The organism is Lacipirellula limnantheis (genome assembly GCF_007746075.1).
Taxonomy (GTDB): domain Bacteria; phylum Planctomycetota; class Planctomycetia; order Pirellulales; family Lacipirellulaceae; genus Lacipirellula; species Lacipirellula limnantheis.
The window spans coordinates 2,895,655-2,908,791 of sequence record NZ_CP036339.1 but is presented as its reverse complement, the minus strand read 5'-3'; the positions used below and the strand labels follow the sequence as shown (position 1 = coordinate 2,908,791).

The 13,137-nt window shown below is 61.2% G+C and carries 6 protein-coding genes; 2 read left to right on the top strand and 4 right to left on the bottom strand.

Annotated features, from left to right (window positions below; genetic code table 11):
* Window positions 1-342: 342 nt before the first annotated feature.
* Window positions 343-2,118, bottom strand: a complete 1,776-nt coding sequence (locus I41_RS11380; RefSeq protein ID WP_145432692.1) for a hypothetical protein — start codon at window positions 2,116-2,118, stop codon at window positions 343-345.
* Between the two features lie 300 nt (window positions 2,119-2,418).
* On the opposite strand from I41_RS11380, the gene I41_RS11375 reads away from it, so the two are divergent.
* Both I41_RS11375 and I41_RS11370 read left to right on the top strand, forming a co-directional pair.
* Complete coding sequence (locus tag I41_RS11375; RefSeq protein ID WP_145432691.1) at window positions 2,419-3,018, top strand: hypothetical protein; 600 nt, start codon at window positions 2,419-2,421, stop codon at window positions 3,016-3,018.
* Window positions 3,019-3,687: 669 nt separating this feature from the next.
* Window positions 3,688-6,666: an FG-GAP repeat domain-containing protein gene (locus I41_RS11370; RefSeq protein ID WP_168206823.1), complete on the top strand. Its 2,979-nt coding sequence runs from the start codon at window positions 3,688-3,690 to the stop codon at window positions 6,664-6,666.
* Window positions 6,667-7,069: 403 nt separating this feature from the next.
* Here I41_RS11370 and I41_RS11365 read toward each other — a convergent pair whose 3' ends face one another.
* The 3 genes from I41_RS11365 to I41_RS11355 are packed head-to-tail and all read right to left on the bottom strand — an operon-like array spanning window position 7,070 to window position 13,024.
* Window positions 7,070-9,097 carry a TolB family protein gene (locus I41_RS11365; RefSeq protein ID WP_145432687.1) on the bottom strand — a complete coding sequence of 676 codons (2,028 nt, stop codon included), beginning with the start codon at window positions 9,095-9,097 and terminating at the stop codon, window positions 7,070-7,072.
* Window positions 9,090-11,288 carry a glycoside hydrolase family 30 protein gene (locus I41_RS11360; protein WP_145432685.1) on the bottom strand — a complete coding sequence of 733 codons (2,199 nt, stop codon included), beginning with the start codon at window positions 11,286-11,288 and terminating at the stop codon, window positions 9,090-9,092. Before I41_RS11360 ends, I41_RS11365 begins: the two co-directional genes overlap by 8 nt.
* Window positions 11,279-13,024 (bottom strand): CRTAC1 family protein, encoded by a 1,746-nt coding sequence (locus I41_RS11355; RefSeq protein WP_168206822.1) that lies wholly within the window; start codon window positions 13,022-13,024, stop codon window positions 11,279-11,281. Before I41_RS11355 ends, I41_RS11360 begins: the two co-directional genes overlap by 10 nt.
* Between the last annotated feature and the right edge of the window lie 113 nt (window positions 13,025-13,137).

The following is a 13,137-nucleotide window of genomic DNA, read 5'->3' as shown; positions in this document are numbered from 1 at the left end:
ACTACCGAGGGCGCCATCACATGATCAGTTGAGATGGACCCGTCGCAACAGCGGGTGGCCTAACCGAGATGAAGATTTTGGAGGCGATCGCCAGGCGCCAGCCTGAGATCGCGGCCCCTTCTCGGCGGTTGCGCCCGTCGGAGGCGCCGCAGGCATCGTTCCACCATCCAATTGGTCTGAACGCTCGTGACGTGCAGCCGATAATGACAGGCATGTTTCTTAAGCGGTTAGTCTCCGACGTGTGCCGAAGAACACGCGAGTAGTCGAGATGATGGTTCGGAATCGTGTGGTCCAGCCGCTGCGGTCTCCTGCGCCGTTTCGTTCGCAGTCAGCCCGCCGGCGCTACGAACTGCATGCTCGAAGTGTCCGCCCGCGCAAACTTCGCGCGGCGAATGCAAGTCCTTGAGCCGCGCACGCCAGCGCAAACGCGACAGGTTCCGGCACTTCCCTGGCCGCGATGACGGGAGAGTTCAACAGACTAAACGCCGTCACCTCGTGATCGTCGTTGACCGTTTTGCCGTAGACGAGGATTTCTCCTTTGGCGTAGGCGTCACGCCAGCGGTCGTCGTGGAGATAGAGCAGCTGGCCGCTGTCGCGGACCTCGGCCGGCAAATCATCGACTAGCCCCTGGAGCACCACGATGCGATCAGCTCCCCGCCCCAGGTCGATCGGATCGATCGGCAGGCGGACCAACGAGCCCGCCGCGGCGAGCTCATCGAGCGTCTGGGGAGTAAGATCGTCCAGGCGCAGGCTCCGGTCGGCGACCGAGGCGAAGCCTAGCTCCACCAGCTTGGTCGGCGTCTCGCCATTGACGATCTGAAAGCCCCGGTGGGACGCGAGAAACTGTTCGGGCCGTCCTGTGATTAACGCGGCCCCTGCAGCGCTAAGCATCGGCGGTGCGTAGTTCATCTCTCCTTCAGCCCAATCGACGAACGTCACCAAGGCCGCCGGATGGATCGCGCCCGAGGTGGTCCGCACATTGGCGGAGGCGACGGTCCAGTCCCAGACGTCGAGCGTCATCCCCAGTTCGACTTGGTGGCCGCCGGGGATTTCGCCAGCGACCGGATCAAGAAAGCGGTGGGCGCGCCATTGAGCGTCGTGGGGATCAATCGAGTTGGAAGGCTCGATGGTCGTGAAGCGGCGCGGACCGCTGCTGAATGACTCAAGCGGATCGGGGTTGCTCGTGCCGCGCGTGGCGATCGACATGGCGTCGACCGCTTCGCCGGTCGTATTGCGGTAGCTCCAGGCCGCGGCCCGCGGCAACACGCCAATGGGCAAGGCCGCGTCGTCTGAGATCGCGACGCTTGATCGATTGATCCAACGACCGGCGGAGGCGTTGTCGGGGTCCCGCGACCGGGACGCGTCGGGCCCCGAGCTTCCCAGCGTCGTGCCGTCGGCGCCGCCGCCAGCGAAGAGGGTCAGCGTGATCAGCGCGTCTTCGTCGGGACCGACTTCCTGAAACGTCAGCGGACGATCGTAGACGTAATCGAGGGCTTCGAGTTCGTCTTTGGAGACGGTCTGCCAGTACGCCCCAGAGGGGAGCCCTTTGGGGGGCTTCGACCCTGGCAGCGAGTCCTCGTCCCAACCTTCATTCATCACTTCGCCGCCGCTGGGCGGAGAAACATACGGCTCGCCCGCAGCGTCGAGCCGGTAGTTCTTCAAATAAGGCTGATTCGTGGCGCCATTGAGATTGAAGTAGCTCGCATCAGGGTGTTGCAGGCCGATGGCATGCCCCAGCTCGTGAACCACGATGGAGCGCAAATCGAAGAACTCCTGCGGCCCGCCGCGCCGCTGATAGCCGTAACGCGTGGAGCTGCGACGAATCTCGCTGTTCGAGGCGGTCTGCCATTCTTGGAACGCCAGCCGGACTTGATGCTGAAGAGGGGACGCGAACAGCGCGCGAAAAGCATCATCCATCTTCCAGGTAATGACGTTCTCTTCGAACGAATAAAAGTTATCGGGCTCGTTGATCAGGTCGGCCACGCCGCCTGGCGCCCACGGCGCAAAACCGTAGGTCGGGTTCGTATGGCGGACGGCGCAGCAAAGAACTGCTGCCAAAACGATTCCTTGCAGCGGATGCCAGGCGTGCCGGCAGCCGCTTGATTCTGACGACGCCATTTCTGCTCCCATTCGTCCTCGTCCACGAGTCACCCCTCTAGAGAAACGTCAAATGGTTGGCGTGGCGACGCGAATTCTGGAAATTACCGCCGCGACAGCGTAGCGCACTAAATCGATCGCCGTTTCGCGCCACAAATCACTGGGCCTGTTAGCTCGCGCCGCACGCGCGAGCGGCCCCGCGGGCAACCCGGCCGACCGGCGACGCCTCGCGATCCTTCGGCCGCGCGGCGCGCGCGGTTCACGTCTTATTCACCCGACCGCCGCGCGTCTGGCGGCGGTCCCAGCAGAGAGGAAGCTGCCATGTCCCTGACGGCAAAAACAACGGAGAGCCTCCCCGCCACGCTGGCGTGGCAAGCCGGGTTCATCGAGATGGCGCCGACGATCGAGCGGTACGCCCGAGTCGCCTTTCGGAAGCTTGCGCCCGAAGAACGAGACGAAGCCGTGCAGACGACCTTGGCCGCCGCGGCCGTCGACTACGCGCGGCTGGCGGCGTCGGGACGCGGCGGTCGCGCTTACCCCACGACCCTGGCCCGGTTCGCCGTGCGTCGCTATCGAGCGGGTCGGCTCTTGGGGAGCCGCGACAATGCGGCCGACGTCGGCTCCCGCAAGTGGCGCTTGCGCGGCCGGCGCACCGAATCGATCGACGTGGCGGCCGAGTTGTGCGACTCTCGCCGCGCCACGCCCGCCGAGCTGGCGGCGCTACGGATCGACTTCGGCCAGTGGTTCGCCTCGCTGCCGGTGCGCGACCAACGGGTCGTCCACGCCCTGGCCCAGGGGGAGCGCACCAGCGTCGTCGCCGCGCTCTGTCAGCTCACCGCCGGACGCGTCAGTCAGCTGCGCCGCGAGCTGTACGACAGCTGGACGACCTTCCTCGGCGAAGGTGCGCCCAGCGGCGCGTAAAGCGCGCGGCGGGCTGCCAGCGCCAGGCGCTGGCAGCCGCGGGGCGCAAGCGTTTTTTCGCGCAGGGTGACTTCGTTTAGCTATCAGCAATCTTCCCCGCAGGATTGACCTAGGCCCCCTTCAAAAAAGGGCCCATGCTTGGCGCTCGCGACGGGCAGGACGTCATCAGGTCACCTAACGGGGATGCCAAGCGCCCGCGGCAGCGACCATCCTCGATGTATGTCGGCAAAGGGCAGCATTATTGCAAGCCTGAAAGAAAACGCTGCAGATTTCTGAGAATCTTCCTCGCGGCGGACAAAGTCGTGATTTCTTACTAATCGTTGGCGGAAGTTCGCCGCTTGAGCGACTTCCTGATTTAACGCACGCAGTCTCGGCGGCACTCGTCCAGTGCGACTGTTCAGGACGCCGACTGCTTGACCAGGGCACTCCTCTGAGGCGCCCGTCCAACGTTCACTTATGTTTCAGGATTCCGTCGAGTTTTCGCGATTCTAATGCGCGATCGCCGCGAGCGGAGATCCCCACACAGGGCAATTGCAAGTCATGAAATCACTCGAGTTTCTATCGCTCTTCAAACGCATTCCGCGCCGTCTTGCGCGCGGTCGCTCATCTGCTCCACGGTCCTGGATGACGGGTCGCCGCCCAACGCTTGAGATGCTTGAGGGCCGAGCGATGATGACCTTCCTCGTGCCGATGAGCAGTCCCGTGGCCGGCAGCGCAGCCGGGATCGCGGTCGGTGATTACAACTCCGATGGCGTTTCCGACATGGCAGTCGTCAACCAAACCTCCAGCACGATCAACATGCTGCTGAGCAACGGCGACGGGTCGTTCCGCGCTGGGGGAAGCCTTGCGGTCGGAGCGTCTGCGTACGACGCCGCGTTCGGCGACTTCAACGGCGATAGCTACGGCGACGTTGCCGTGGCAGGGACCAGCGGAACCGTCAACATTCTCTTGGGAGACGGGGCCGGCGGACTCTTAGCGCCAACGACGTTCACCGCTGGTCTCGGCGCTCACGCGATCGTTGCAGCCGACTTCAACAACGACGGGCGGACCGACGTGGCGACAATGAACGGCTCGTCCGCCAGCGTACTGCTCGGAAACGGCGACGGAACGCTTCAACTCCGTCTAGACGTCGCCATCCCAGGGAATTCGACCAACGCCATCGTTGGCGACTTCAATCGCGACGGCTCACTCGATCTTGCCACCTCGAATACGGCCAGCGTCGGCACGATCACCGTGCTCCGCGGACATGGCGACGGCTCATTCGATCCGGCGACAAGTCACTATGCCTTTACCGCCCCGGTGTCACTGGCGGCAGGCGATTTCAACCACGACGGCTATGACGACTTCGCCGTAGCTAATTCGTACGCCGCATCGTCCATGAGCGTCGTGATGAACAATGGCGACGGAACCTACGCACCGCCGCAAACTTACCCGATCGGGCAGACGGGCTATCAAATTGAAGTCGAAGACTTCGACGGCGACGGCAACGACGACTATGCCGTCCGCGGCGGCTCGCAGTTGATGATTCATCACGGCAACGGCGACGGGACGTTTCTCGCCGAAGAGTCCTACTCGGTGCCCAGCGGACGCTTTGAAGCCGGCACGCACGGCGACTTCAACGATGACGGCGCGGTCGACTTTGCCTATCCCAGCGCCAGCGGCGTGACGGTCGTGTTGAATGCCAACGACAGCGCGGCGAATTTGGCCACCGCGACGGGCTTTGCAGTAAGCGCTCCGGCATCGATTACGTCCGGTTCAACGCTGCCGCTCACCATTTCAGCAATCGACGCCAACGGCCATGTCGTGCCCGACTTCCAGGGCGTGGTGTACATCGCAAGCAATGACCCAGCTTCGCCGTCGACGCTTGTTTACCGCTTCACCGCCGCCGACGCAGGGATCCACACGTTCAATCCCTCGGTCCGACTGGTAACGGTCGGCGAGCAGTCCGTGAAGATTTCGGCTCCGTACTTGCCGGAAACAACGAAGGTGGTCAACGTCGCTCCGGCGGTAACCCGTCTAGGGATTTCCGCCCCAGTAGCCGTTAATGCGGGGGAGGCGTTTCAAGTGACCGTTTCAGCGATCAATGCTCTCGGCGGCGTGAGCACCGACTACACGAGCACCATTCATTTCTCCGCGGCCGACGTGCAAGCTGGGCTGCCCGCCGACTACACGTTCACGCCTGAGGACGCCGGTTCGCATACGTTTAACGTCACGCTGAAGACTGCCGGCTCGAGGGTCGTGCAGGCAACCGAAGTTGGCCGCAGCGTGTTCGGTACGGCTGCGATTTCGGTAGCGCCAGGCGCTGTTTCGTCGCTCGTCCTGGCTGGCGGCGGCGGTGCCATCGGCGTCCCCCGTCCCATCACGGTCATGGGACGCGATGCTTTCGGCAATACGGCGATGTCGTACGCCGGCGCCGTCCAAATTACCAGTTCCGACGCCGCGGCCCTGCTTCCGGCAGACGTTAGGCTCGTCAACGGAACGGCAACCTTCTCCGTCACCCTGATGACCGTCGGCGTGCAAACGATTACCGCGACCGACGTGACAGACGGAGCAATCAACGGCACGCTGTCGAGCAACGCAACGCCTCCGGTCGCCGCCCGATTTGACGTTGGGAATTTTGCCGCCACCACCGCCGGCGTCGCGCAGAGCTTCGACGTCACGGTTCGGGACACGATTGGTCAGGTGGCGACAGGCTACGCGGGCACTGTCTACTTTAGCAGCTCCGATGTTAAAGCCGGGCTGCCCGCCAGTTACACGTTTACGGCTGCAGACGCCGGGACGCACACGTTCACGGCCACGTTGAAGACCGCGGGGGCGCAGTCCGTCTCGGTAAGGGACGCCAGCGGAGCGCTTGTCGGATCCCAAATCGGCATCGACGTGACGGCGGCGGCTTTCGCCGGCTATAAGTTGTCGGTCCCCGTCGGCGCCGATAGCAAGGGACACATGTTGGTCACCGCCGGCGACGTAATACCACTGACGGTGACGGCGCGGGACGCCTTTGGCAATAGCGTGGCCAACTACCTGGGGAAAGCGAAGTTCACCAGCACGGACGCGTTAGCCAGCCTGCCGACCGACTACAATTTCAACGCGGCTGACGCCGGGTCGCACACGTTCAACGTCGCGCTAAAGACGGCGACTCCGCAGGACGTCGTGTCGTCGTTTAATGTGGTTGACGCTTCGAGCGTCACGACGCTAACGTCGATCACCAACTTCGAAGTCGTCAACGCCGCTGCGTCCTCATTCAAGATTTCCGTACCGTCGAACATCACTGCTGGTTCGCCCTTCTCGATCCGCGTGACCGTACTCGATGCCTACGGCAATCGAGTAAAGAATTACTTCGGAACCATTCAGCTCGCTAATACGGCGGCATCGTCGGGCTTGCCGACAAACTATACCTTCACGAGCACTGACGCCGGCGACGCGTCCATCTCGGCAACGCTCAGCACGTCGGGCAAACAGACCATCACCGTTACCGATCTGACTAGCCCGCTCTTGACCAGTGCCGTCAACGTCAGCGTGAAGACTGCTTCAACGACAACCTCGGGCGGAGGTGGCGGTGGAGGTGGCGGTGGCGGTGGCGGTGGAGGTGGAGGTGGCGGTGGCGGTGGAGGTGGCGGTGGAGGTGGAGGTGGTAAGAAGACTGTGTAACTGAAGGCATCGCTGCAGAACTTTAAACAACCTCGCAGCGGACGTCCCGGGGCGCAACTAGCGTCCCGGGACGATTGATTTTCGGTTGGCATTTCTGTACGACGCGATCGGTTCGCCCAGCAAACAAATCAGCATTCAATCATGCTCAATCGAGACCCCTCCGCAGTCCCTTACTTCTGTCACTCACTTCGACGTCCGCTTGCGACAGCAACGAGCGGACATGGGATGCGATCGCCACCGCAGTGGCCACGGCAATGAGCACGATGGCGAGAACAGATAACAGGCGCACGTGTAGTTTCATCAGCAATCGCGAGGTACGGACACGTGCTACTGTTGCCCACAGCCGACGGGAAGGCGGGTGACGTGCCTGTCGTCCGCTCGACCCTTCTGCCGCCGCACACCTTTAGACTTCTATTGCCATGAGCCTTAATGCATCCGAAATGCACTGACATCCTAGGCGTACTTCTGGCCATGGATAGACGTCGTGGCACCAACTTTCGAGGAACTGTGCGTTCACCGAATCAGTCATTTGATTGTCCGCCTCGACCAAGCCCGTGCTGCCGAGGGCCGAGAACGCTGCCGCCGCTGCGTTGTATTCAACTAATCGGATCTGCTTCATCTTGATCGCCCTACGAACTTTATGCACGATGGCGTCATGAGCTTCATTGCTTCTCGCCGTCGACGTTGGGAGGTCTCGAGTCCAAGACGTCCCGGCCACTCCAATGAGGAAATCGTTACTCTTGAACTCCGCGTCCTCCGCCACGATTGGTTCGAGCAGCGACTCGTCTGTGGACCTAACTTCGGAGTTCAATGGATCGCCCGATCTGTACTGCATCTGCCACACGGCCAAGTCTCTGAAATCGACGGCCCGATCGTTGTTGGCGTCGCCATCGCCCTTGGCCGCAAATGGAGCTACGATGCCGTAGCCACGCTGCCACTGGAGAAAGTCCTGCCCATCAACAGCAGCGTCGCCATTGAAGTTGGCGGAGGGCGCCTCGTAAACAACCTTCGTTTTCGCATACTTGGCGCCCAGATTGTGTCGGCCGGCGCGGCTGATTCCCAGGTCTGCCGCGGCTCCTGTCGCTGGGTCGCCATACCACAGCCTCCAATACGGCAAACTGCGATTTGTCGAGAATCCCAACAGCGTCGGCGTGAGCCCGAATGGGTCGGAATCTTCGGCAAGCGAGTTAAACAGCGCCGCTCCGTCTGCGCGCGTTTGAATGTTCCAGATGTTGACGTCGTCGTCATGCGCGCTCTGACTACGCCAGGTTGCATAAACGATCCGCTCGTCGTCCCAGTACGACGGGAAATAGTCCTGGAGAAGAAGATTGTCATGCAGCAACGTCGGCGTGGTGGGCAGCGAGTGTTGCAACGAGACGCCGCCAAGTGCGGCTGTGGCTCCGGTTCCGACCCAGAAGACCAGAGAGGCCCCATCGGGCGAGTACTGCGGCCCTGACTTCTCACCGGCGCCAGCGGTAAGCTGGCGCAACGACGTCCCGAAAACGTCAGTCTCCCAGATGTTGCTAACATTCCGCTTGAACGCAATTCTATCGCCGGCGGGCGCCAGCGCTGGATCTTCCTCGATGCTTCCAGGCTGGTCGAGGCCCAATCGGGCGCTGACGTTGGTCACTTCATCCGTTACGAAGTCGTAGAGGAAGACATCGAGGTAGTGTCGCCAATTCGCCGTATCCGTTGATCCCGCGGGCAGTCCCATGAAGACCATATATCGCCCATCGGCGGAGAAATTGGGGTTGTGGGCGTGCGTCACAACAGCAGCGATCGTCGCCGTGGCCCGCTCGTAGAAAGCCCCGTCCTCAAAATCGTAAACATGGATCAGCCCGTCGAGGGCGCTATAATCGGTGTACGAATGCCAAGCGATGCGCCCTTTAGCAATTGCCGGCAAGGGATCAGGCGCGACCCAATCGATTGAGATTCGCCAGCCGCTGATGGCACCGACGTTACTCGCTGCAAAGTCGCCGGCGACCAAGTACCAGGCGCCGTTGGGATTCAGACCATCCCATGCGTCGAGCCCGGATTCGATTTCATGAATCTCGTCGTTGCCGCTGTGCTCTCGATTCCAGAGGTAGAGGTGATCGCGCCACACGCCATTGCGCTGCGTGGTGGCGTAGACTCTAAGGTCTGAGACCCAAGCATGCTCGATCCAATACTCTACCTCCACATCCGTTACCATCGCGTCGGTCGGAAGACCGGCGACGATGACCGCGGACAGACCTTTTTGATCGAAACCGCCCATGTCGGGAATGGCGACGTTCGCCAGGTTCGAACCGGTGAAGACTCCAGTCGCCAACACCGTGCGGTCTTCCAGTTGTTCGAAACTCGCCCGCCGCGAGAAGCCTCGTTTAGCGTTGATCATCGGTACGCCGTAGTAGGCAATGTTCGTCCGCGGACGAGATTCGCTGAATTCATTCAAAAGTGCGCGTGAGCCAGCGGAGCATTGCGCCAGCTGCCCAGACGATGGGCGAAAGCGGAGGTTCCGGGACCGCCAGACGGGCGAAGTTCTGGGTCGCGGCGTTGGAGTATCGCTGCCACAGCAGAAAATCGCTCCCATCGGAGTCGCCGTCTCCGTCCGCGTCAGCCGACGCATCGACGCCGAACGCTTGGCGCCACGCGAGCAGATCGCTTCCGTCGACACGCCCGTTATGATCGAAATCGCCTGGCAGTTCGGTTACGCCAAAGACCACGCTATCGACGTAAACCGAGCCTTCCTGCCCGCTAGGTTGCAGGAATTGAATCACTAGGCGAGCTTCAACGGAGCCTGGAGGCGCGACTCCGCCGAGTTCCGTGGATCCCCACGCTTCGCTGGGCGTTGCGGCGTCGGCGATGGTCGCCGTCAACCCGCCTAGAAAGTGACCCGATCCGCGCGCGGCGCCATACTCGTTATAGAACTCGATCTTCACTTGCACGACGTTGTCGCTGTCCTCCAATCCTTCCGTCGCACGCACGAATTGGCTCAGCGACGCATGAACATATTCGCCGGTAACGACCGTGACGCCTTGGAACACGCCCGATTCGTTGGGCATCCCGCTAAACTGGCCTGATAACTTCAGCGACTTTTCCCCCTCAAAGACGGCCTCGCTCGCAACCCGTACGTTTCCAACAATGTTGCCGAAGGAGGTCCAAGCGTCGAGCGAGCCGCCGCCGAGGTGAAAGGCGCCGTCGTCAAACCCGCCATTGTCAAAGTCGGCGCCTTGCGCATCCCAGCGGAACGTGGCCACGGACTTGCCTGGAATTTGGTAGTTGAAGTGCTCGCCATTCTGATAGACGCGAATCGTCGTCGACGCTGCGTTCGGGTTCAGCGCAATCAAAGACTGCGAGCCATCGGGATTGAGAAATGCGACGGTCTCGAGTTGGCTCGTCGTTGGAGAGCTAATGCGGACCGCGTTCGCATCGACTCCTTTGGTCACCTGGCCGAGCGTGTAAAACTCTTCGTTGTACGTCACCTCGCCCGTTTGACTGTCAACCGTCACGACGCCGCGGCAATCGGCGCATCCACCCTGATGAGGGCCGTTGTTCTCGTCGAGCGCAAGATTCCACAGGATGGCTGACTTCGACCAGTTGCGAGCCCCGCCAATGATGATGTTCCGAAAATTCCACACGACATTGTCTGCAAAGTTTGGAGCCCAGTCGCCGCCGGTGATTTCCGTGAAATAAATGTCCTTTTCAGGATAGGCATTGTGAACTGTCGATTGCGCCGTGACGTTACCCGCGTACGCATGGAACGCCGTGCCGGCAATAAACTGCCTCGCGTCGGCGTCGGCAAGCACTTGCAGCGGAAACGCCGTATTGTCCCAATTGTGATCGTAAGCGACGATCTTCGTCGTGATTCCCTCACTAGCGAACCTTGGTCCGACATGGTTCTTAATAAGACTGATTTGCTGCGTCGCCGACATCGACATGGTCGGATAGTTTGACGTGTGGAGCGGCTCGTTCTGCAAGGTGATTGCGTCGATCGGAAGACCGCCGGCCTCGTACGCTTTAATGAACTTGGCTAGATAGATCGCGTACGACTCTTCGAGGCTTGCCGTCAACGAGCCGCCCAACAGCGATTGGTTCGTCTTCATCCACGCCGGCGCGCTCCAAGGCGCGGCCATAAGCTTCAAGTCGCCGTTGAGCTGGCGGGCCTCTTGCAAGCGAGGAATAACGTACGCCTCATCATGGGCGACCGAGAAATGTTCCTGAAGCGGATCGGCGCCTCCAGGAGGATTGTCGTTGTAGCTGTAGAACCCGGACGCGGTAAAATCCGAGGCGCCCATCGGGACGCGCACATAGTTGAGCCCGATGCCGTCTGCGGCGGAGAACAACTGCCGCATCAACTTCTCTCGTTGAGAGCCGTTCATTCGGTTCTGCAGCAACCATGCCGCCGAATCGGTCATCGCCGCTCCGTACCCCGCAATCGTCTGATACTTAGTCTGAGGATTCACGCTGATCACCGTGCCGCCCGAGCCCAACCCAGGCTGAAACACGACGTCGGGGCGTTGCGCGAGCAACTGAGACTTATCGCCAGTCGTCATCCAGACGTCAACGCCGAAAGCGCCGCGCGACGCCAAGCCTACCATCACCAGGGCGACGCACGCCCGCCGGCGAAACGAGTTTAGAAGCACGCCCGTCTCCTTAATGGCGATGACGTCAAGCAAGTACTGACGTTCCGCAGCAATCGAGATCCCAGCACGATCATGAGCAGCGCGTAAGTGGACGGTTCGGGCACGAATCGGGCAGAGTCGAGTGCGGTTGCCGGCGGGGACAGCAGCCGCTGCCAGATCAGGAAGTCGCGTCCGTCGACGTCTCCATCGAGATCGGCGTCGGCCGAGCGGTCGCTAGCCAGCTGTCCAAATTCTTCGTGCCATGTCGCTAAGTCCTCGACGTCGACGTGCAGATCAGCATTAAAGTCGCCCGTCATCGCCTCGTCGGCGATCAAGACCGAATTTGGGGCAACGTCGAAAAATCTCTGTACGATGCCGCTTGGCCAGCGAATCGTTACCAAGTCCACCGGGGAGGTCCGAGCCCCTAGTCCGAAATGAGCCGTCATTTCGCTCTGGCTCAGAAAGCTCTCGCCATTGTGAATCTCCCACATCTGAGTTGCCTCGGGAAGGTAGGCATCGGGGGTCACGGTCACAATCGCCCCAATCCCGTTGCGATTGGACACGGAGCCGATCGTCTTCACGCGCAGCCAACTTCCCGATTCGCCGGTGTCATTGCGATAGAGGATCGGCGCTCCGTTGAGAGTGACGATCAGCATATCGAGATCGCCGTCGACGTCGTAATCCAAACGCAGTAACCCGCGGCCCTGGCCCGTGTCAACGATGCCTGACCCGACGGTAACATCGGTAAACGTACCGTTGCCGTTGTTCCGGCGGAGCGTCGTGTCGTCGCCGCCGTAGCCGAGAGCGACCCACCCGTTGGTCATCGCCAAATCCTGGTCGCCGTCGTTGTCGTAGTCGAGAAAGGCCGTACCCCATCCCCAGCTAACTTCTTGACCCGCTCCAGAGTTGCGCACGCCCGCGGCGGTGGTGACGTCAGTGAACGTTCGATTGCCATTATTGCGATAGAGTCGATTGCCGGGGTTTACGCCTAAGAAGGGCGTATCGAAGATCGCCGTAATGAACCAGTCCAAGTCGCCGTCACCGTCATAATCGGCTACGGCGCTCCCCATTCCCGACTTGTCGGTGCCGACCCCCGCCGCCAACGTCCCGTCGATGAACGTCCCGTCGCCGTTGTTCCAGAACAACTGGCTCGTGCGATCGTCGGAGGAAAAGAGAATGTCCGTGCGCCCGTCGCCGTCCATATCAGCAAACTGCGGCTGAAAGCGATAAACCGTGTTCGGTAGATTCAACGCTTGGCGATAAACGTCGAGGCCGGCAGCGTGAGTTACGTCCTCGAAATGGCCGGGGTTGGCCGCGCCCAGATTATGCAGCAGTCGCGAGCCGTTATTCGACATGGGGCGACTATGGTCAGTCGTGAGGATGTCGAGATAACCATCGCGATCGTAGTCGCCAAACGTCGTTCCCATCGACCTCCAAGTCGACGTACCGGGCGCTTCGACCGCAGCACCGCGCAGGAGCGCTTGTTCCGTAAAATGAGCCGCGCCGTCATTAATGTACAGATAGAAGCGATTGTGCGACGTCGTCGAAACGTACAAATCCAGGTCGCCGTCGTTGTCGACATCGCCTGACGTCACTCCAGCTGATGGCACGGTTGCCGTAAACCCTGCCGCAGTTGAAATGTCCTCAAATGCGGTTCCAGTATTGCGATATAGGACGTCAGTCGCGCCCGGGCGCGTGAAGAACAGATCGATTAGGCCGTCGCCGTCGAAGTCGCCGGCGGCGGCGCCGCCAGTCATGGCATCGTTGGAGGCAGACGAAATGGCGTGAGTGTGCGTGATGCCGGCCGCAGTGGTCACATCGTTAAACAGCGGCGTCGCAAGGCTCGTTGAGCACGTCGCGACGCTCCAGA